This window comes from Streptomyces sp. NPDC037242 (genome assembly GCF_055604165.1).
On sequence record NZ_JBVJUY010000033.1, the window covers coordinates 1 to 19,349 of the forward strand.

At 72.7% G+C, this 19,349-nt stretch carries 19 protein-coding genes and 1 tRNA gene; 10 read left to right on the top strand and 10 right to left on the bottom strand.

The features are described 5' to 3' along the window. Positions 1-140: 140 nt before the first annotated feature. The gene (gene hppD / locus ACZ7GJ_RS30485) at positions 141-1,295 is read right to left on the bottom strand and encodes a 4-hydroxyphenylpyruvate dioxygenase (protein WP_470756128.1); all 1,155 of its coding nucleotides are present in this window, start codon (positions 1,293-1,295) and stop codon (positions 141-143) included. A 130-nt stretch (positions 1,296-1,425) separates the two neighbouring features. Between hppD and ACZ7GJ_RS30490 the strand changes: the two genes are divergently transcribed. The 8 genes from ACZ7GJ_RS30490 to ACZ7GJ_RS30525 all read left to right on the top strand — a co-directional run bounded on the left by ACZ7GJ_RS30490 (position 1,426) and on the right by ACZ7GJ_RS30525 (position 7,913). Next, positions 1,426-1,902, top strand: coding sequence for an Lrp/AsnC family transcriptional regulator (locus ACZ7GJ_RS30490; RefSeq protein ID WP_365921616.1), 477 nt, complete (start codon positions 1,426-1,428; stop codon positions 1,900-1,902). A gap of 36 nt (positions 1,903-1,938) precedes the next feature. Then, positions 1,939-2,586: an ABC transporter permease gene (locus tag ACZ7GJ_RS30495; protein WP_365921614.1), complete on the top strand. Its 648-nt coding sequence runs from the start codon at positions 1,939-1,941 to the stop codon at positions 2,584-2,586. Beyond that, entirely contained in the window at positions 2,579-3,829 is a 1,251-nt protein-coding gene (locus ACZ7GJ_RS30500; RefSeq protein ID WP_470756129.1) for a betaine/proline/choline family ABC transporter ATP-binding protein, read from the top strand. The genes ACZ7GJ_RS30495 and ACZ7GJ_RS30500 overlap by 8 nt, the downstream gene beginning before the upstream one ends. Beyond that, positions 3,826-4,659, top strand: a complete 834-nt coding sequence (locus tag ACZ7GJ_RS30505; protein ID WP_470756130.1) for an ABC transporter permease — start codon at positions 3,826-3,828, stop codon at positions 4,657-4,659. The genes ACZ7GJ_RS30500 and ACZ7GJ_RS30505 overlap by 4 nt, the downstream gene beginning before the upstream one ends. Beyond that, complete coding sequence (locus ACZ7GJ_RS30510; protein ID WP_470756131.1) at positions 4,660-5,646, top strand: glycine betaine ABC transporter substrate-binding protein; 987 nt, start codon at positions 4,660-4,662, stop codon at positions 5,644-5,646. It begins immediately after the preceding gene. A 109-nt stretch (positions 5,647-5,755) separates the two neighbouring features. Beyond that, positions 5,756-6,346, top strand: a complete 591-nt coding sequence (locus ACZ7GJ_RS30515; protein ID WP_470756132.1) for an ArsR/SmtB family transcription factor — start codon at positions 5,756-5,758, stop codon at positions 6,344-6,346. Positions 6,347-6,390: 44 nt separating this feature from the next. Next, a complete protein-coding gene (locus tag ACZ7GJ_RS30520) occupies positions 6,391-6,603 on the top strand; it encodes a hypothetical protein (RefSeq protein WP_470756133.1) in 213 nt (70 codons plus the stop codon). Continuing rightward, positions 6,600-7,913, top strand: a complete 1,314-nt coding sequence (locus ACZ7GJ_RS30525; RefSeq protein ID WP_470756134.1) for an MFS transporter — start codon at positions 6,600-6,602, stop codon at positions 7,911-7,913. Before ACZ7GJ_RS30520 ends, ACZ7GJ_RS30525 begins: the two co-directional genes overlap by 4 nt. Here ACZ7GJ_RS30525 and ACZ7GJ_RS30530 read toward each other — a convergent pair. Both ACZ7GJ_RS30530 and ACZ7GJ_RS30535 read right to left on the bottom strand, forming a co-directional pair. Then, positions 7,843-8,640 (bottom strand): S16 family serine protease, encoded by a 798-nt coding sequence (locus tag ACZ7GJ_RS30530; RefSeq protein ID WP_470756135.1) that lies wholly within the window; start codon positions 8,638-8,640, stop codon positions 7,843-7,845. The genes ACZ7GJ_RS30525 and ACZ7GJ_RS30530 overlap by 71 nt on opposite strands. Positions 8,641-8,862: 222 nt before the next feature. After that, a complete protein-coding gene (locus ACZ7GJ_RS30535) occupies positions 8,863-9,504 on the bottom strand; it encodes an IclR family transcriptional regulator (RefSeq protein WP_365921598.1) in 642 nt (213 codons plus the stop codon). Positions 9,505-9,873: 369 nt separating this feature from the next. Between ACZ7GJ_RS30535 and ACZ7GJ_RS30540 the strand changes: the two genes are divergently transcribed. Further along, positions 9,874-11,679: a hypothetical protein gene (locus tag ACZ7GJ_RS30540; protein ID WP_470756136.1), complete on the top strand. Its 1,806-nt coding sequence runs from the start codon at positions 9,874-9,876 to the stop codon at positions 11,677-11,679. A 79-nt stretch (positions 11,680-11,758) separates the two neighbouring features. On the opposite strand, the gene ACZ7GJ_RS30545 is transcribed toward ACZ7GJ_RS30540, so the two are convergent. The 4 genes from ACZ7GJ_RS30545 to ACZ7GJ_RS30560 form a co-directional block, all read right to left on the bottom strand. After that, positions 11,759-13,543, bottom strand: coding sequence for a DEAD/DEAH box helicase (locus tag ACZ7GJ_RS30545; RefSeq protein ID WP_470756137.1), 1,785 nt, complete (start codon positions 13,541-13,543; stop codon positions 11,759-11,761). Between the two features lie 115 nt (positions 13,544-13,658). Further along, a complete protein-coding gene (locus ACZ7GJ_RS30550; protein ID WP_470756138.1) occupies positions 13,659-14,093 on the bottom strand; it encodes a type II toxin-antitoxin system death-on-curing family toxin in 435 nt (144 codons plus the stop codon). Further along, positions 14,090-14,290, bottom strand: coding sequence for a hypothetical protein (locus tag ACZ7GJ_RS30555; protein ID WP_470756139.1), 201 nt, complete (start codon positions 14,288-14,290; stop codon positions 14,090-14,092). The genes ACZ7GJ_RS30550 and ACZ7GJ_RS30555 overlap by 4 nt, the downstream gene beginning before the upstream one ends. A 20-nt stretch (positions 14,291-14,310) precedes the next feature. After that, positions 14,311-15,783 carry an MFS transporter gene (locus ACZ7GJ_RS30560; RefSeq protein WP_470756140.1) on the bottom strand — a complete coding sequence of 491 codons (1,473 nt, stop codon included), beginning with the start codon at positions 15,781-15,783 and terminating at the stop codon, positions 14,311-14,313. Positions 15,784-16,139: 356 nt separating this feature from the next. Between ACZ7GJ_RS30560 and ACZ7GJ_RS30565 the strand changes: the two genes are divergently transcribed. Beyond that, positions 16,140-16,211, top strand: a tRNA-Cys gene (locus ACZ7GJ_RS30565). A gap of 448 nt (positions 16,212-16,659) precedes the next feature. Here ACZ7GJ_RS30565 and ACZ7GJ_RS30570 read toward each other — a convergent pair. The 3 genes from ACZ7GJ_RS30570 to ACZ7GJ_RS30580 all read right to left on the bottom strand — a co-directional run bounded on the left by ACZ7GJ_RS30570 (position 16,660) and on the right by ACZ7GJ_RS30580 (position 19,313). Next, complete coding sequence (locus ACZ7GJ_RS30570; protein WP_470756141.1) at positions 16,660-18,084, bottom strand: WXG100 family type VII secretion target; 1,425 nt, start codon at positions 18,082-18,084, stop codon at positions 16,660-16,662. Further along, complete coding sequence (locus tag ACZ7GJ_RS30575; protein ID WP_470756142.1) at positions 18,084-18,563, bottom strand: hypothetical protein; 480 nt, start codon at positions 18,561-18,563, stop codon at positions 18,084-18,086. Before ACZ7GJ_RS30575 ends, ACZ7GJ_RS30570 begins: the two co-directional genes overlap by 1 nt. 93 nt (positions 18,564-18,656) lie before the next feature. Further along, the gene (locus ACZ7GJ_RS30580) at positions 18,657-19,313 is read right to left on the bottom strand and encodes a hypothetical protein (RefSeq protein WP_470756143.1); all 657 of its coding nucleotides are present in this window, start codon (positions 19,311-19,313) and stop codon (positions 18,657-18,659) included. Positions 19,314-19,349 lie beyond the last annotated feature (36 nt).

Consider the following 19,349-nt stretch of genomic DNA (forward strand, 5'->3'; position numbering starts at 1 on the left):
CCACCCCCCCCCCCTCTCTCTCCCCCCCCCCCCCCCCCCCCACCCCCCCCCCCCTCCCCCCCCCCCCCCCCCCCCCCCCCCCCCCCCCCCCCCCCCCCCCCCCCCCCCCCCCCCCCCCCCCCCCCGCCGGACTGGGAACCTCAGAGGTTGCCGCGCTTCTCCTGCTCGCGCTCGATCGCCTCGAACAGGGCCTTGAAGTTGCCCTTGCCGAAGCCCATCGAGCCGTGGCGCTCGATCATCTCGAAGAAGACCGTCGGCCGGTCCTGGACCGGCTTCGTGAAGATCTGCAGCAGGTAGCCGTCCTCGTCGCGGTCGACGAGGATCTTCAGCTCGCGCAGGGTCTCGACGGGCACCCGGGTCTCGCCGGCCCACTCGCCGAGGGTGTCGTAGTAGGAGTCCGGGGTGTCCAGGAAGGTCACGCCGGCGGCGCGCATCGCGCGCACCGTGGCGACGATGTCGTTCGTGGCCAGCGCGATGTGCTGGACGCCCGCGCCGCCGTAGAACTCCAGGTACTCGTCGATCTGCGACTTCTTCTTCGCGATCGCCGGCTCGTTGATCGGGAACTTCACCTTCAGGGTGCCGTCCGCGACGACCTTGGACATCAGCGCCGAGTACTCGGTCGCGATGTCGTCGCCCACGAACTCCTTCATGTTCGTGAAGCCCATGACCTTGTTGTAGAACGCGACCCACTCGTTCATCCGGCCGAGCTCGACGTTGCCCACGCAGTGGTCGATGGCCTGGAAGGTGCGCTTGGCCGGGGGCTCGACCATCGGGTCGACGGCGACGAAGCCGGGCAGGTACGGGCCGGTGTAGTCGCGGCGCTCGACCAGCGTGTGGCGGGTCTGGCCGTAGGTGGCGATGGCGGCCATCACGACCGTGCCGTGCTCGTCCTTGACCTCGTACGGCTCGTCCAGGCCGCGGGCACCGTGCTCCACGGCGTACGCGTACGCCGCCCGCGCGTCCGGGACCTCGATCGCGAGGTCGATGACGCCGTCGCCGTGCTCGGCGACGTGCTCGGCGAGGAAGCGGCCGTGGTCGGTCGCCACCTTGATGACCGAGGTCAGCACGAAGCGCGCGGCGCCGTTGGTCAGGACGTAGCTCGCCGTCTCGCGGACGCCGTTCTCCGGTCCGGAGTACGCCACGAGCTTCATGCCGAAGGCGGTGGAGTAGAAGTGCGCGGCCTGCTTGGCATTGCCCACGGCGAAGACGACGGCGTCCATGCCCTTCACCGGGAAGGGGTCCGCCTCACGCGCGGTGTGCGGAGTGGTTTCGAGGTTCGCCAGAGACTCAGTCATGAGCGCAGAGTCCCGCCGATCCACAAGCTGCGCAATAGTTTCCATTTCTCCTGTACAGAATGCCCAGTGTCACCGGAGGATGGCTGAAACATCTGTGCACTATGACCACCCCCGAGCCCGGGAGGCACCCATGGGCATCGACGATCTCGACGGCCGGCTCATCGTCCTGCTCGCGCGCGAGCCCCGGATCGGCGTCCTGGAGGCCTCGCGCCGGCTCGGGGTGGCCCGCGGCACCGTGCAGGCCCGGCTGGACCGGCTTCAGTCGAATGGAGTCATCCGCGGATTCGGCCCGCAGGTCGACCCGGCCGCCCTCGGGTACCCGGTGACCGCCTTCGCCACGCTGGAGATCAAACAGGGGCAAGGGGCGGACGTACGGGCGCACTTGGACGGGGTGCCCGAGGTGCTGGAGCTGCACACCACCACCGGGCACGGGGACATGCTGTGCCGGCTCGTGGCGCGCTCCAACGCCGACCTCCAGCGGGTGATCGACCGCGTTGTCGCATTTGATGGGATCGTGCGGGCTTCGACAGCGATTGTCATGGAGAATCCCGTACCCTTGCGGATCATCCCGCTGGTCGAACAGGCGGCCGAGGACGACAGCCGCTGACCCGAGGCGGCCCGGCACAGGACGAGGTGACCAGACGTGAGCTTCTGGACGTACCTGTCCAACCGCCACCAGCAGCTCCTGACCGACGCCTTCCAGCACGCCAGCGCCGTCTTCCAGTGCATGGTCATCGCGACCGTGCTCGGCATCGCCATCGGCGTCCTCACCTACCGCAGCGGCTGGGCCGGGAACCTCGCCGTCACCGCCACCTCCACGGTGCTGACCGTCCCCTCCCTCGCCTTGATCGGCCTGCTGATCCCGCTGGTCGGGCTCGGCGTCGCACCGACCGTGATCGCCCTGACGCTGTACGGGCTGCTGCCGGTGGTCCGGAACTCGATCGTGGGCCTGCGCGGGGTGGACCCGGCCCTGGTCGACGCGGCCAAGGGCATCGGGATGTCGCGCACCGCCCGGCTGCTCAGGGTCGAGCTGCCGCTCGCCTGGCCGCCGATCCTGACCGGCATCCGGGTCTCCACCCAGATGCTGATGGGCATCGCCGCCATCGCCGCCTACGCCTCCGGGCCCGGCCTCGGCAACGAGATCTTCCGCGGGATCGCCTCGCTGGGCAGCGCCAACGCCATCAACCAGGTCCTGGCGGGCACGCTCGGCATCGTCGTCCTCGCCCTGCTCTTCGACGCCGCGTACGTCCTGCTCGGCCGTCTCACCATCCCGAGGGGGATCCGTGCCTGAGCCCGCCGCTGGCAGTCCGGGGAGCGCCTCCGGCGCGACCATCGAGCTGGAGAACCTCACCAAGCGCTACCCCGGCAACCCCAACCCCTCCGTCGACGACGTCTCGATGGAGATCAAGGCGGGCGAGACGGTCGTCTTCGTCGGCCCCTCCGGCTGCGGGAAGTCCACCACCCTGAAGATGATCAACCGGCTGATCGAGCCCACCTCCGGCCGGATCCGCATCGGCGACGAGGACGTCACCGACATGGACCCGGTCAAGCTGCGGCGCAAGATCGGATACGCGATCCAGTCCTCCGGGCTCTTCCCCCACATGACGGTCGCCGAGAACATCGCCCTCGTCCCGAAGATGACCGGCTGGTCGAAGTCGGGGGTGAAGGACCGGGTCGAGGAGATGCTCGACCTGGTCGGGCTGGACCCGCGCGAGTTCCACGGCCGCTACCCGCGCCAGCTCTCCGGCGGCCAGCAGCAGCGCGTGGGCGTGGCCCGGGCGCTGGCCGCCGACCCGCCCGTCCTGCTGATGGACGAGCCGTTCGGCGCCGTGGACCCGATCACCCGCGACCACCTCCAGGACGAGCTGATCCGGCTCCAGCACGAGCTGCACAAGACGATCGTCTTCGTCACCCACGACTTCGACGAGGCCATCAAGCTCGGCGACCGCATCGCTGTGCTGCGCGAGCGCTCGCACATCGCGCAGTTCGACACCCCCGAGGCGATCCTCACCAACCCCACCGACGACTTCGTCTCCGGCTTCGTCGGCGCGGGCGCGGCCCTCAAGCGGCTCAACCTCACCCGCGTACGGGACGTGGAGATCGCCGAGTTCCCGACCGTGTCGGTGGACGACCCGCTCCAGCAGATCTTCAACACCCTGCGCGACGGCGCGACCAACGAGCTGCTGATGCTGGACCGGCGGGGCCGCCCGTACAAGTGGCTGCGCCGCGGCGACCTGATGCGCGCCAAGGGCTCGCTCGCCCGCGCCGGACAGCTCGTACACGACACGGTGACCCGGGACGCGACCCTGCACGACGCCCTGGAGGCCGTCCTGACCGACAGCGGCGGCCGGGTCGCCGTCACCGGCCGGCGCGGCGAGTACATCGGCGTCGTGGACATGGAGACCCTCATGAACTCGGTGCACGAGATGCTGGAGGCGGACCGGCTGACGGCCGCCGAGCACCAGCACGACCTGGAGGAACTGCGCCACCACCGCACCGAACAGGAGCTGGAGGGCGGTGCGGGCACCCCGTGAACACCGACAAGCCCGCCACCCCCGCCTTCCGGGACCTCGCCTTCCGCGACGACGAGCTGGTCGAGGCCGAGGAGGCGCCCGCCCCTCCCCCGCCCCCGCGCCGGATCACCTGGCGCAAGCTGGCCGTACTGCCCTGCGTACTGGCGCTGGTGCTGCTGGCCACGTACCTCTGGATCGAGAACACCGCCCTCGACACGATCGCCGAGAACTCCCTCGCCGACGGCAACGTGCAGCTGCGGCTGTGGCAGCACGTCCGGCTCACCGCCATCTCCACCTTCTGGGTGCTGGTCATCGCGATCCCGCTGGGCATCGCCCTCACCCGCGGGGCGCTGCGCAGGGCCGCCCCGCTGGTCACGGCGGTCGCCAACATCGGCCAGGCCACGCCCGCCATCGGGCTGCTGGCCCTGCTCGTCATCTGGCTCGGCATCGGCCCCTCGACCGCGATCATCGGCATGGTCGCGTACGCCGTGCTGCCCGTGCTGTCCAACACGGTCGCGGGGCTCAGGGCCATCGACCCCCAGCTGGTGGAGGCGGCGCGCGGGATCGGCATGTCGTCCCTGGGGACGCTGCTCAAGGTGGAACTGCCGCTGGCCGTCCCGCTGATCCTGGCGGGCGTACGGACGGCCCTGGTGCTCAACGTCGGCACCGCGGCCCTGGCCACCTTCGGCGGCGGCGGGGGCCTGGGCGACCTGATCACCTCCGGGATCCAGACGCAGCGGATGCCGGTGCTGGTGCTGGGCTCGGTGCTGACGGTGGCGCTCGCCCTGTTCGTGGACTGGCTGGCCTCGCTGGCCGAGACGGTCCTGACGCCGCGCGGGCTGGAGGCGTAGATGCGCACCTTCCCGCTGCGGGCGGCCCTGGGGGGCTCGGTGGCACTGCTGGCGCTGCCGGCGCTCGCGGGCTGCGGGCTAAAGAGCGGGTCCCCGCTGGTGGACGACGTCGCGCCGGGCTCCGTGGGCCAGGGGCGGCCGCTCAAGGGCGCCTCCCTCACGGTCACCTCGAAGAACTTCAGCGAGAACATCGTGCTGGGCCAGATGATCGGCCTGATCTTCAAGGCCGCCGGCGCGGAGGTCCTCGACCGCACCAACCTGCCCGGCTCGATCAGCGCGCGCGAGGCGATCGTCCAGGGCGACGCGGACGCCATGTACGAGTACACCGGAACGGCCTGGATCACCTACCAGGGCAACGCGGAGCCGGTCGACGACCCGGTGGCGCAGTGGAAGGCGGTGCGCGAGGGGGACGTGAGGAACGGGGTCGCCTGGCTGCCGCAGTCCGCGCTCAACAACACCTACACCCTCGCCATCAGCAAGAAGAACAACGCGAAGTACGGCCTGAGGACCATGTCGGACGTGGCGAAGCTGGCGCGGGAGGACCCGGGGGCGGTGACGCTCTGCGTGGAGAACGAGTTCGCCTCGCGCGAGGACGGACTGCCGGGCATGGAGAAGGCGTACGGGATGAAGATCCCGCCGGGCAACGTCAGGAAGATGGACGCCGGGATCATCTACACGCAGGTGTCCAAGTCCGACTCCTGCCTGCTGGGCGAGGCCTTCACCACCGACGGCCGGATCAAGGCCATGGACCTGGACACGCTCACCGACGACCTGCACTTCTTCCCCAACTACAACGCGGCGCCCGAGATCAACGCGAAGGCGCTGGCGAAGTACCCGGTGATCGCAGAGCTGTTGGCCCCGCTGACCGAGCGGCTCACGACCGAGGTGGCGCAGCAGCTCAACGCGGAGGTGGACGTGGAGGGGCACGATCCGCACGAGGTGGCGAAGGAGTGGCTGATCGGGGAGGGCCTCATCAAGGCGGGCTGACCGGGCTGACCGGGCTGACCGGGCTGACCGATCCAGGACGACAGAGTTCCAAAGAAGACGTTGCAAAGAAATCCTTGCAGAGAACTCTTTGCAACTCTACTGTGGAGGCATGCCCGAGAAGAACGCCGAAAACCCGAGCCCCGAGGTCCGGACACTGGACGCGCGCTCCCTGCGCGGCCTCGCCCACCCCCTGCGCATCCGGCTCCTCGCCGCCCTGCGCCGCGACGGCCCGGCCACCGCCTCGCAGCTCGGGGAGCGGTTCGGCGAGTCCAGCGGGTCCACCAGCTACCACCTGCGCCAGCTCGCCGCCCACGGATTCGTCGAGGACGCCCCCGAGCACGGCAAGGGCCGCGAGCGGTGGTGGAAGGCCACCCACGACGGCACGCGGTTCGACGAGTCGCTGATGTACGACGACAACCCCGAGACGCGCGGGGCCGCCGACGTCTTCCTCCAGGAGATCGCGACGATCCACGCACAGGAGACGAACACCTGGCTCGGCGACGCCGTCAACTGGCCCAAGGAGTGGCGGCGTTCCATCGACATGAGCGACTTCACGCTGCGCCTGTCGGCCGAGCAGAGCCGTGAACTGGTCCACAGGATGCACGAGTTGATCAACAGCTACCGCGATCTGCCGCCCGCCGAAGGCGCGGAGACGGTACGCGTCCACACCCACGCCTTCCCCCGCCGCAACGGCGAGTAGCGCTCGCCCTTTCCCAGTTCCCCGTCCCCAGAAGGAGTCCTGCCATGCACGCCTTCACCCACACCCGCATACACGCCGCCCGCACCGCGGAACTCGCCGCCGAGGCCGCCGACTGGCACCTCGCGCACGAGAACGCCCCCACCGCCCCCACCGCCCCCGCCCTGCGCGACCGGCTCGGCGAAGCCCTGGTCGCCGCCGGGATCCGCCTGATGCAGCCGGCCCACGTCCACGCCCGGATCCAGCAGCGCACGACATGAGCAGGCGCCCCTTCACCGCGGTCCTGGCCGCCAACACCATCTCGATAGCCGGGAGTTCGCTCACCCTCATCGGCGTCCCGTGGTTCGTGCTCCAGACCACGGGCAGCGCCGGACGGGCCGGGATCGTCGCCTTCTGCGCCACCCTGCCCGTCATCGTGGCCGCGCTCGCCGGCGGGCCGGTCATCGACCGGATCGGCCGCCGCCGGGTCTCGGCGGCCTCCGACCTGATCTGCGGCCTGGCGGTCGCCGCGATCCCCCTGCTGCACTACGCGGGCCTGCTGGAGTTCTGGATGCTGTGCGCACTGATGGCCGCCGGCGGCCTCGTGCACACCCCCGGCCTGACCGCCCGCTACGTCCTGCTGCCCGACCTCGCCGAGCACGCCGGCACCACCGTCGCCCGCGCCGCCAGCCTGTACGACGCGGTCTCGCGCGGGGCCCGCATGCTCGGGGCCGCGCTGGCCGGCGTACTGATCGCGGCGTTCGGTTCCGAGGTGGTGCTGCTGCTGGACGCGGCCTCCTTCGGCGTCTCGGCGCTACTGGTCACCGCCTTCCTGCGCGGGGTGCCCGCCGCCGAGCCCCAACGGGCCTCCGGGAAGGCGTCGTTCGCGGGCTACCGGGCCGAACTGGCCGAGGGCTGGGCCTTCCTGGCCCGTCAGCGCCTGCTGCTGGGCATCACCCTGATGGTGATGGTGACCAACGGCCTGGACCAGGGCTGGTCCTCGGTCCTGCTGCCCGTCCACGGCCGGGAGGCCCTCGGGGGGCCCGCGGCCCTGGGGCTGATGATCTCGCTGTTCGGCGGCTTCGCCCTGCTGGGGGCCCTGCTCTACGGAGCGTGGGGCGAGCGGCTGCCCCGTAGGACGGTCTTCGCGGCGGCCTTCCTGGTGTGCGGGGCCCCGCGGTTCGCCGTGGCCGCCTTCACCGACACCCCGCTGCCGCTGGCCGTCACCATGGCGCTCTCCGGGCTCGGCGCGGGCGTGCTCAACCCGATCCTGACCACCGTGGTCTACGAGCGGGTGCCGGACTCCCTGCGCAGCCGCGTCTCCGGCGTGAGCACCGCGGGCTGCGAGCTGACCATGCCGCTGGGCGGGCTCGCGGCGGGCCTGCTGGTCGACGGGTACGGGGCCGGGCCGGCGCTGCTGCTGTTCGGCGGCGCGTACCTGCTGGCCACGCTCACCCCGCTGGTGTTCCCGGCCTGGCGCTCGATGGAGGCCCAACCCGGACCGGCGGGCGCCGCACCCGTCAGCAGGACGGAACCGGCTCGCCCTTCTGCAGCGCCCGAAGAGCGTTCACCGCACCCGACAGCGTCGTGACGGGGATCAGCCGCAGACCCTCGGGGAGTTCGGACTGCGCGTCCGAGCACTCCGCCTGCGGTACGAGGAACACGCTCGCCCCGTCGCGCTGCGCGGCCTGGGTCTTCAGGGCCACGCCGCCGACCGCGCCGACCTTGCCGTCCGCGGTGATGGTGCCCGTACCGGCGATGCTGCGGCCGCCGGTGAGGTCGCCGCCGCTGCCGTTGCCGTCGAGCTTGTCGACGATGCCGAGGGAGAAGAGGAGCCCGGCGCTGGGGCCTCCGACGTCGGCGAGGTTGAGCTCGACCTTGACGTCCTTCGGGTCCTTGTGGAGGTATCCGAGCGCGGCCGCGGCGGCCGTCGACTGGGACTTGGTCATCTCCTCCAGGTTGTGCTTCTCGATCTCCTCGTCGCTTCCGCCCGAGGGGTACACGGCCTCCCGGGGCATGACGGCCCGGGTCGTGTCGAACCACTTGCCGACGAGTTCGCTCAGGCGCACCGAGGTGGAGGGGCCCGTGGCCTGGATCGTGGTCATCCGGAGCTGGCCCGTGGTCGGCCGGGTGGGCGCGCCGCTGACGACGATGACCTCCTTGCCGTCACGGGAGCCCAGTACGTCGGCCGTGAGGCCCGGCTGGGCGATCACGAACGGCAGCGGCGCGAAGGCGGCGGCGGCGAGCAGCCCGGCCACGGGAACGGCGCAGACGGCCAGGGCGGCGGGACGCGGCAGACGTGTGAGGCGAGAGAGCACCCGGCCAATCTATCGGGCCGGGCCACTACCATGCCGTGTCGGCACCCACGCGCCGATCCCGGCCCCGCAGGCCGAACCCGGCCGCGCGAACCGAACCCGGCCGCGCAGGGCCGAAGTCAGCCCCGCCGGCGTTTGAGGCGCGGGAGCCCGGGGGCGGAGCCCCCGCAGCGGTGCCGCGCCCGGCAGCGCACCCGCACCGCGGTGACACCACCGGCCCCGCGGCTAGCGCAGGGCGTCGGCGACCTCGCGCGCCGCGTCCACGACCCTCGGGCCCACCCGCTCCGGCACGGCGTCGGCCAGCATGACGACGCCGACGCTGCCCTCCAGGCCGGTGATGCCCACGAGCGGCGCGGCGGCGCCGCTGGCGCCGGCCTCCAGCTCCCCGTGGGTGAGCGTGTACCCGGGCTCGATCAGCGCGCCCGAGCGGGCGGCCAGGATGGCGCGGCCGGCCGCCCCGCGGTCCAGCGGGTGGCGGAAGCCGGCCCGGTAGGCGACGTGGTAGTCCGTCCAGGTCGGCTCCACGACCGCCACGGCCAGTGCCTCGGTGCCGTCCACGAGGGTCAGGTGCGCGGTGGCGCCTATGTCCTCGGCGAGGGAGCGCAGCGCCGGCAGTGCCGCCTCGCGGACCAGCGGGTGCACCTGGCGGCCCAGGCGCAGCACGCCGAGGCCGACGCGGGCCCGGCCGCCGAGGTCACGGCGGACCAGGGCGTGCTGTTCGAGGGTGGCCAGCAGGCGGTAGACCACGGTGCGGTTCACACCGAGGCGGTTGGAGAGCTCGGTGACGGTCAGACCGTGGTCGGTGTCGGCGAGCAGTTTGAGGACCCTGAGTCCTCTGTCGAGAGTCTGGGAGGTTTCCGCGGTCACGACGCCTCTCCCTCTTTCGGTGGGCGGCGGTGACTCTCTGGGTGGAACGCCGCCGGTCCCTCGGCGACGCACGGAGAGGCCGCCGGTAGCGGCCATGGCACCGGCTGCGCTCCCGCGGCGGCGCTGCCACGGTGCGTTCAATGCGGGGACAGTAGCGAGCGGGTCCGCTCAGCGGAAGAGCTCGTCCAGAATCCGGGCGCCTGCTGCCGGTTTATGCGGGTTCGGCGCTCCCAGTGGTGTCAATTCGTGACCTCTCCGGTCCCATCGGCATCACAACGCTGCCCTAGTCTGATCACGTTCAAAAATGAACCACTGGGGGGTGGCCCACGCGCGCGAACCGCGCACCGGCCGCATGAACGAAAGAACCACATGAAGCTCAAGCGCATGGCCGTCGTCGCCGCCGCAGCCGTAGTCGGCCCGACGGTCCTGATGGCCACGCCCGCAATGGCCGACGAGGCGAAGAACACGGCGGTCACCACGCCGGACGCGGAGCCGAAGGCGGACGCGGCACCCGAGGCGGACCCGTACAGCGGACCGAAGCTGTCGCTCGACGGCCTGCCGAAGGACGGGTTCGCGGCCGGGGGCGGGTGGACCGAGCTCAGCCTGCGCGTCGACAACAACGGCAAGCCGCAGGTGCCGGGCTACTTCCTCGGCCTGAACTTCTCCGGCACCGAGCGCCCGATCAAGGGCGCCCACATCGAGGTCGAGCAGCGCGTCGCGGGCGTGTGGAAGCCCGCGATACGGGAGCCCGGACCCGGCCCGATGGGCGCGACCTTCAGTCTGGTCGACGTCTCCGTCGAGCATGACAAGGCCGTCGACGTCCCGGTGCGGGTGCGGGTGGCCGCGGACGCGGCCGCCGCCCCGATCCGTATCCGGTTCACCGGCACCAACCACACCTCCGTCGACTCCCTCACCGCGTCCTACGATTCGAAGATCACGCGGGCCGGCGAGGGCGAGCAGACTGCCACGGGGCCGAAGCTCAGCCTCGAAGGGCTGCCCCACCAGGGCTTCCGGGCCGGCGACAACGCCTGGCGCACGCTCACGATGAAGGTGGACAACTCCGGGCGCGCCGGAACCGGCGAGTACCGCGTCGGCGTCGACCTCGTCACGGAGGGCCCGGAGCGCATCCGGGCGGACCAGGTCAAGGTGGAGTTCCTCGCCACCACCACCGACGGCCGGTCCTACTGGCACCCCGTGGAGGTCACCGAGGAGAACGGCAAGCTCCGGATCCTCGACTACGGCGGCGAGTACGCCGCGGGCGAGCAGCGGGACCTGGTCTTCCATGTCTGGTTCAAGGGCGACACCCCCGGTACTCCGTTCAGCCTGAATCTCGTGGGCGCCGGCAACCCGCACCACGGCGGCGCCGTCTCCGACACGGCGACCTACTACTCGCAGGTCATCGGCTCGGACGAGGCCACCCAGGTCGAGGGTCCCCGGATGGCCTTCGAGGGAATCCCGGCGGCGGGCTTCCAGGCCGGAGCGGACTGGCAGAACCTGACGCTGCACCTCGACAACACCGGGCGCGGCGACGTCGAGAACTTCCTGCTGGCCACCCACATGGGCCGCGGCGAGGGCGAGGGCCCCTGGGTCACCACCTCGCAGATCCAGCTCCAGGCCCGCAGCGCCTACGGTTGGCAGGACGTCGAGCTCGGCGGCTCCGAGGAGGTCATGGGCGGCGACATCGGCCGGGTGTCCCTCAAGTCCGGTGCCAAGACCTCGGTCGACCTGCGCATCCGCTTCACCGGCGACACCGCCCCCGGAGCGTTCCACCTGTCGTTCGACGGGTACGTGCGCAAGGAAGCCGCGAACGAGTTCGTCTCGTCCCGCACGGACACCGCCACGACCAACATCCGCGCGGCGGACGCGGGCAACGGCGGCCAGACCGGGGGCAACACCGGCGGCCAGACCGGCAACGGGAACAACGGCGGCAGCACCGGCGGCACCGGCAACACGGGCAACACCCCGAAGCCCGACGGCGGCTCCCAGCCGATCGTCGACACCGCCGCCCCGGCCACCGGCACGGGCACGACCGCCGCACCCGCCACCGGCGGGCAGCTCGCCGCCACCGGCGCCGACCCGGCCACCACCTGGGCCCTCGGCGGCGCCGCGGTGGCCGTCGCCATGGGCGCGGCCCTGGTCGCGGGCACCGGCCGCCGCCGGCGCCCGACCGCGTAACGGCAGCAACGCGACGGGGTCCGTGCGGCACACCGCACGGACCCCGTCCGCATTCCACCGCACCCCTCGCCGGGAGGCGTCACCGCATCCGGGTGGCCCACTCCTGGACCTTCTTGATCCGCTCGCGCAGCTGCCCGGCCGTCGCCTCCGCGCTCGGCGGTCCCCCGCACACCCGGCGCAGCTCGGTGTGGATCACCCCGTGCGGCTTGCCGCTCTGGTGGACGTACGCGCCCACCATCGTGTTCAGCGACTTCCGCAGTTCCAGCAGCTCCTTGTGCGAGACCACCGGCCGCCGGTCGGCCGGCAGCTCCAGCAGGTCGGCCTCCGAGTCCGGCTTGCGCCGGCTGTGCGCGATCTGCCGCGACTGCCGCTTCTGCAGGAGCATCTGGACCTGGTCCGGCTCCAGCAGGCCCGGGATGCCGAGGTAGTCCTGCTCCTCCTCGCTGCCCGGGTGCGCCTGCATGCCGAACTCGGCGCCGTCGTACAGCACCCGGTCGAAGACGGCGTCGGACTCCAGCGCCTCGAAGGACATCTGCTCGTCCTCGCCGGTGTCCTCGTCCTCCTGCTTGTTCGCCTCGTCCATCTCCTTCTCGGACTCGGCGTACGGGTCTTCCTCGCCCTGCTTCTTCGGCTTGTCGAGCACGTGGTCGCGCTCGACCTCCATCTCGTTCGCGAAGCCGAGCAGGTAGGGGATCGTCGGAAGGAACACCGAGGCGGTCTCGCCGCGCCTGCGCGATCGCACGAAACGTCCGACGGCCTGCGCGAAGAACAGGGGGGTCGAGATCGTCGTGGCGTACACGCCGACCGCGAGGCGCGGTACGTCGACGCCTTCGGACACCATGCGGACGGCGACCATCCAGCGGCTGCCGTCCTGGCTGAACTCGTCGATCCGCTTCGAGGCGCCCGTGTCGTCGGACAGCACGACGGTCGCCTTGGTCCCGGTGATCTCGCGCAGCAGCTTGGCGTACGCGCGCGCCGAGTCCTGGTCGGAGGCGATGACCAGCCCGCCCGCGTCCGGGATGCCCTTGCGCACCTCGGTCAGCCGCTGGTCGGCGGCGCGCAGCACGTTCGGCATCCAGTCGCCGCGCGGGTCCAGCGCGGTGCGCCAGGCCTGCGAGATGGCGTCCTTGGTCATCGGCTCGCCGAGCCGGGCGGCGATCTCGTCGCCCGCCTTGGTGCGCCAGCGCATGTTGCCGCTGTAGGAGAGGAAGATGACCGGCCGCACGACGCCGTCGCCGAGCGCGTTGCCGTAGCCGTAGGTGTAGTCGGCGGAGGACCGCCGGATCCCGTCGTTCCCCTCCTCGTACGCGACGAAGGGGATCGGGTTGGTGTCGGACCGGAAGGGGGTGCCGGTCAGGGCCAAGCGCCGGGTCGCCGGGTCGAAGGCCTCCAGGCAGGCCTCGCCCCACGACTTGGAGTCGCCCGCGTGGTGGATCTCGTCGAGGATCACGAGGGTCTTGCGCTGCTCGCACCGGTTGCGGTGCAGCATCGGCCGTACGCCCACGCCCGCGTACGTGACGGCGACCCCGTGGTAGTCCTTGCTCAGCGGGCCCGCCGAATACTCGGGGTCGAGCCGGATGCCTATCCGGGCGGCGGCTTCCGCCCACTGCTTCTTCAGGTGCTCGGTCGGCGCGACGACGGTCACCTGCTGGACCACGTGGTGGTGCAGCAGCCATGACGCGAGCGTCAGCGCGAAGGTGGTCTTGCCTGCGCCGGGGGTGGCGACGGCGAGGAAGTCGCGCGGCTGGGTCTCCAGGTACCGGTCCAGCGCACCCTGCTGCCAAGCTCGCAGGGCGCTGGCGGTACCCCAGGGCGCACGGCCGGGGAAGGCGGGTGAGAGGTGGTGGGAGGCGGTAGTAGTCACGGTCTCCGGTTCGTCGCTCTCGGCAGTCGTACGTAGGACAACCGGGCCACCTTACCGGCCCGGGCCCGCCCTCCGCGGAGGGACAGGCCCGTGACCTCGGCGGGTGCGGCGAGCGTCACATGGCGCGCAACCGCCGGGCGATCGCGGCCACATCGGCCTCGTGCCCTGACGCGACGTCGATGACCAGGTCGTACGCCGTGTCCTGGTCGGCGTCGGCGAGGTCGATGCCGTTGACGGCGAGGAAGGTCGCGGCGGCCAGCCAGGCGGTCCGCTTGTTCCCGTCGACCAGGGGGTGGTTCGTCGCGATGCCGTGGAGCAGCGCGGCCGCCTGCTCGTACGGGTCCCCGTACGCCGGGGTGCCGAACATCCGGGCCCTCGGCCGGTGCACCGCGGACTCCAGCAGCCCGGGGGCACGCAGCTCGACGGGCTGGTCCTGGGCCAGGCAGGCGTGGCGGGCGAGGTCGAGCACCTCGGCGAGGGTGAGGTGGCGTACCTCGGCGGCGGCCGCGGCTTCGGCCCGGGTCTCGCGCCCGGCCCCGGTGGCGCTCACTGCCCGAGCCGCTTCAGCAGCGCGGCGTGCCGCCGGGCGAGCCGGGCGGCGGCCTCCCCGACGTGTTCGCGCTCCGCGCGCAGGTGGGCCCGTACGGCTTCGAGCGCGTACTCCTCGGGTGTCCGCGCGGTGGCGTCGGCGAGATCGGCGAGTTCCGCCAGCTCGCCGTCAGACAGGGGGATGACCAGGTCGTTCATGGTCGGAAGCTACTGATCCGTCAGGCGTCCCGCACCGGGGTTTCGGCGGGGGCGTTCAGCCGGGTCGCGACCCAGGCCCCGACCAGCGCGACGCACGCCATCGGCAGGAAGACCACCACGAAGGCCGCGGGGTGCGAGGCGCCGCCGTCGGCGGACACCGTGTGCGCGGCCCCCACCGCACCGCCGCCCAGCGCGGCGAACGCCGCACCGCCGGCCGCCAGCAGCACCACGTTGGCCAGCGCGTCCGAGATCTGCAGCGCGGCCGAGTTCGCCCCCGCCTCCTCCGGCGCCGACAGCTTGAGCAGCAGCACGCTCGTGGAGCCGATCACCAGCCCCATCCCGAGGCAGCCGACGGCCCAGGCCACCGCCAGGGTCCACACGGGCACGGACTCGATGAGCACGGCCGGCGCCGCCGCGATGGCGACGGCCACCAGCACCATGCCGGTCACCATCAGCCGCTCGCGGTACGGGGCCATTCGCCCCTTCGACTGCACCCACGACCCGCCGGCCCAGGTCAGCCCGCCCAACGCGAGCGAGAACCCGGCCAGCGTCGGGCTGAGCCCCCGCTGGGTGACCAGCATCAGCGGCACGAAGCTCTCCGCGGCGATGAACGACCCCGCCGCGACCCCGCGCAGCAGCACGACGGACGGCAGCCCGCGCCGGGCCAGGTAGGTACCGCGCGGCAGCAGCCCCAGCACCGCGGGCACCAGCAGGGCCGCGCCCACGGCGCCGGGCAGCAGCGAGAGCCACCGCAGGTCCTGGGCGGCGTACTGGAGCAGCCCCGCGCCCGCCGAGATCCCGAACGCCAGCCGGATCCGCCGCCGGTCGAAGGCGGCGGGAGCGCCGCCGCCCGTGTCCACCGGCCCGGAGGCGGTGCGCCGTATCGCGGGCAGCGCGACGACGAGGGGCACGACGACGAGGGCCGGGATCCCGAGGAACACCCAGCGCCACCCGAGGTGCTCGGTCACGGTCCCGGAGGCCAGCGGGCCGACGATCGAGGGCACCACCCAGCTCGCGGCGAAGGCCGCCATGATCGCGGGGCGCAGCCGCTCCTCGTAGGCCCGGCTGACCACGACGTACAGGGCGACGATGACCAGCCCGCCGCCGAAGCCCTGCACGGCGCGGCCGAGGACGAAGATCCACATGGTGCCGGCGGTCCCGGCGAGCACCAGTCCGGCGGCGAAGGACCCGATCCCGACGGTGAGCGGCCGCAACGGGCCCTGCCGGTCGGCCCACTGGCCGGACAGGACCATGCCGAAGAGGCTGGTGGTGAAGTACGCGGAGAAGGCGAAGGCGTAGAGCCCGATCCCGTCGAGCTCGCGCGCGGCGACGGGCATGGCCGTGCCGACGGCGGTCGCCTCGAAGGCTATGAGGAAGATGACGGAGATGATCCCGATGCTGAGCGTCCGGTACGCGGCCCCGAGGATCCCGGCCTCCGCCGGGGGCGGGGCCTGCGGGGTTCTCTGGGGCACGCGGGGTTCAAGGGCGCTCATCGCCCCAGCGTAAGGTCCGTTCCCGCCCGGCGACCCTGTCAATTCGACGGATCCCGACTGGTCCTCCAGCCCTAGGCCACCGCGGTCGGCCGGCGAAGGGGCGGGGCCGTGCGGGGCAGCGGTGCCGGGCTGCCGTCGGACTCGGTCCGGCATGTGCCGGGCCCGCGCCGGGCGGGGCGGGGACGCGGTGCCGGGACGCCGCCGGACTGGCGCGGGGGCGTGCGGGGCCCGCGCCGGGCGAGGCGGGCAGGGTCGGGCCGGACTGTGAACGCGGCATGGCAGTCGCGTTGCGTCCCCTGCGGATCCCTTCCCCGGCCGCGCTGGGCTCCGTACGGTCTTGCACAGCACCACCACACAGCCGTGTGCCCGAGTGGTTGAGGGACTCGCCTGCAAAGCGAGTTACGCCGGTTCGATTCCGGTCACGGCTTCGCGGCGGGCCGCTCAGGGGCTGGCGCTCCCCTGGGCGGCCTTCGCCTTTCTCCGGCGTTCTTGCCTCTGTCCCCGGCCTGGACTGCCCGGTCCCTGGCCCGGCCCGCTCTTCCCTATCCGGCCCCTGGCCTGACCTGCCCCGTCCCTGGCCTGGCCGGTCCCTGGCCTGACCTGCCCCGTCCCTGGCCCGGCCCGCTCTTCCCTGCCCGGCCCCCCTGGCCTGGCCTGCCCGGTCCCTGGCCCGGCCCGCTCTTCCCTGCCGGGCCCCCCTGGCCTGGCCTGCCCGGTCCCTGGCCCGGCCCGCTCTTCCCTGCCGGGCCCCCCTGGCCTGGCCTGGCCGGTCCCGGGCCTGACCTGGACCGGCCGGTCCCTGGCCGGGCCGGGCCTGCCCCCTGGCCGGTTCCCGGCCTACGGCCTGGCTCCGCCCGGTCCTTGTGGCGGCGCCGCTCAGTCGATCACCGGCGGGACGAGACCCCGCTTGCCCTGCCAGGTCTCCTCGTCCTCGACCAGGTAGTCCGGGCGCGCGCTGCCCTCCGTCTCGGCGCGCTCCCCCGGGTCGGCCGCCGCGCGGCCCGGCGGCCGCGGTGTGCTCGTGCCGGCGGTGGTGCCCGCGGCGCCGGGTGGGCGTACGAGTCCCGACCCGCCCTCCGTGAACGCCCGGCCCCCCGTGCTCGACCGCCCCGCGGCGGGGCCGCGCGCCTGCGCCCCGGGGCGCCCGGCCGCCGACCCGGGGCGCCCTGCCACGGGGCCGCGTACCGCCGGTGCGGCTCCCGCGTGCCCAGCGGGGATGCCCCTGGCCGTGCCGCCCGGGGTGCCACCCGTACCGCCGGCGCTGCCACCCGTGCCGCCGCCGGCGCCTATCACGGTGCCGCGCGGCAGGGCCGTACCGGGCTTCGCGGGCTTGGTGGTGGACACCGGTACCGGCCGGCCTCCGGAGATGACGCCCCCGCCGGGCGGCAGGACCACGGGCCCGGTCGACCCGCCCCCCGCCCCGGGGGGCGCGGCGGGACCCGACGCGGCCGGGGCCGGGGCCGGGGCCGCCGGGGTAGCCGTACCGGCCGACGGCAGCTCGACATGGTCGATCCCGACGCCGACGGGCCCGCCGTCGGGAGCCCCGTCACCGCCGAGGACCTCGCGCCCGCCGGGGGCCGCGCCGGACCCCCCGCCCGGGGCCCCGCCCGCGCTGCCGCCCTCGGCCTCCCCTCCGGCCCTTCCCGCGACCCCGCCCTCGACCTTGCCCCCGCTCCCTTCGGGGAGTACCTGGAGTACCCCTCCCCGCACCCCGGAGCCGCCCACCGCGCCTCCCCCGCCGGTCGGGGAAGACCCTCCGGATCCGCCCTCCTCGCCCGGCACCATCCCCTCCGGCGGCGGTGGGAACGTCGGCACCGGCATGCTGTTGAGCCGGTGCGCCGTGATCTCGTACGCCTGCGCCAGCCGCCGCATCTGCTCGACGGCCTCGCGGTGGTCCCCGTCAAGCCGGGACCGGGCGTCCGCGACCAGGAACGGCCCGAAGCCGAAGCCCTCCGCCTTCTCCGCGGCCCGGGCGGCGGCCTTCGCGTCGAAGACCGGCATCGCGGACTTGGCCACGGCCATGGCCACCGCCGCGTGGGCCATCACCAGGCCGCCGAAGTCACCGAACTCGGCCAGCCGGAGCGTCGCGTTACCCGTCTCGTTGACCCACTCGTGGAACGCGTCCGAAGCCGCCCCCTCCCAGTCCGGGACGCGGTACGTCTTCAGCCCCTCCCCGATCCGCTGGATCAGCTCGGCGGCAGCCTTCAGCTGCGCGGCCCGACCCTCCAGGGACTCGGCATCAACGGTGGAGACCATCGCCAACAACTGCTGGTGCGTGTACCCGTCGAACTCGGTCGCCATCAGCCCTCTCCCCCCTGCAACCCCAGCAGTTTCCCGAGCCCCCGGCGCTCCGAGGCCGGCAGGCCCGCGGAGCTTTCGCGCAACTCCCGTGCGATGGCCGTGAACCTGGCCCGCGTCTCCTCGTCCATGGACTCGTAGCCCTTCTTGGAGAAGACGACGGCGAAGGACAGCGCCATCAACTGCTTGGACAGCACCTGCGACAGCTTCTTCAGCACGCCGACCGTCCGGGACGAGGCGGCGAACAGCACGTCCGCCTCGGCGAAGCCCTGCCCCAGGACCTCCTTGGGCAGCTCGTCGCGCCCGGCCGCGGCGGCCGCGGAGCCCTCCATCTGCACGATCATCTCGTCGACCAGGTTCTGGTAGCCCCGCAGCTCCTCGTACTCCACGGACAGCCGCCCGGCCGCCTCCCCCACCAGCGGTACGGCCTCCCGCAGCGCCCGCCCCAAGCGCGAGTCCTCCCACGCCCCATCCACACCCATTGCCGCGCTCCCCCAACCCGGGCCACACACAACGGAGTTGAACGCATTCAGCCCGTACTCCGAGCGTACCCCGCCCCCACACCCCCGTCTCTACTACGCCCGCGGCAACCCGTCGGCCCGCCCGGGCAGCCCCCCGTCATCGACGCACCGCAGCTCCTTGGCGACGGCCAGGGCGGCGGAGTGCGCGAGGATCTTGTAGTCCCCGACGAGCTCACCCTCTGCGGCTGCGCCCTTGTCGAACTGGTTACGGAAGGTTGCGGTGATCCGCAGCGGGACGTCAGCCGTCGAGCCAACCCGTGGACTGACGCAGTCGAAGGCGACGTTCCACCGACGGACGGCCCCTGAGACCATGACGCCGCTGTCACTCCCACCCGGTTCGTCCTCCGGGATCCCCGCCCTCTTGCTGAAAGCCGTGAACCGCACTTGGGCGGAGGGGTAGCGGCCGTCCCCGTCGATCTGCTGCGCCTTTCCCGAGATGTCGCAGTTGCCGGTCGGCATGTTGCGGACTTCGCTGCCCGCCCGGTAGGCGTCTTCCATGGTCCTGGCCATGGCCGCCGCGCTCTGGTTCCTCTCTTCGTCACGAACGATGAACTCCGAGGACTGCAGAACCCGCCCCAGGGCCGATGCGGCCTCTGCTGTGAACAACGTGCCGCCGCACACCTGCGCCGCGGACAAGGTCTTCGGCTGCTCCGGCGCCGGCTCGGCCGGTTCGGCCGCCGAGCAGCCCGCACCCAACGCGACCAGGCTCAACAGGCCCATGAATGCGAGCCGTCGGGGGCTCCGCTC

Bases quoted from the DNA above. Each gene is read 5' to 3' on its own strand.
- hppD (WP_470756128.1), bottom strand. From the start codon at position 1,295: ATGACTGAGTCTCTGGCGAACCTCGAAACCACTCCGCACACCGCGCGT.
- ACZ7GJ_RS30490 (WP_365921616.1), top strand. From the start codon at position 1,426: ATGGGCATCGACGATCTCGACGGCCGGCTCATCGTCCTGCTCGCGCGC.
- ACZ7GJ_RS30510 (WP_470756131.1), top strand. From the start codon at position 4,660: ATGCGCACCTTCCCGCTGCGGGCGGCCCTGGGGGGCTCGGTGGCACTG.
- ACZ7GJ_RS30515 (WP_470756132.1), top strand. From the start codon at position 5,756: ATGCCCGAGAAGAACGCCGAAAACCCGAGCCCCGAGGTCCGGACACTG.
- ACZ7GJ_RS30520 (WP_470756133.1), top strand. From the start codon at position 6,391: ATGCACGCCTTCACCCACACCCGCATACACGCCGCCCGCACCGCGGAA.
- ACZ7GJ_RS30525 (WP_470756134.1), top strand. From the start codon at position 6,600: ATGAGCAGGCGCCCCTTCACCGCGGTCCTGGCCGCCAACACCATCTCG.
- ACZ7GJ_RS30540 (WP_470756136.1), top strand. From the start codon at position 9,874: ATGAAGCTCAAGCGCATGGCCGTCGTCGCCGCCGCAGCCGTAGTCGGC.
- ACZ7GJ_RS30555 (WP_470756139.1), bottom strand. From the start codon at position 14,290: ATGAACGACCTGGTCATCCCCCTGTCTGACGGCGAGCTGGCGGAACTC.
- ACZ7GJ_RS30560 (WP_470756140.1), bottom strand. From the start codon at position 15,783: ATGAGCGCCCTTGAACCCCGCGTGCCCCAGAGAACCCCGCAGGCCCCG.
- ACZ7GJ_RS30570 (WP_470756141.1), bottom strand. From the start codon at position 18,084: ATGGCGACCGAGTTCGACGGGTACACGCACCAGCAGTTGTTGGCGATG.
- ACZ7GJ_RS30575 (WP_470756142.1), bottom strand. From the start codon at position 18,563: ATGGGTGTGGATGGGGCGTGGGAGGACTCGCGCTTGGGGCGGGCGCTG.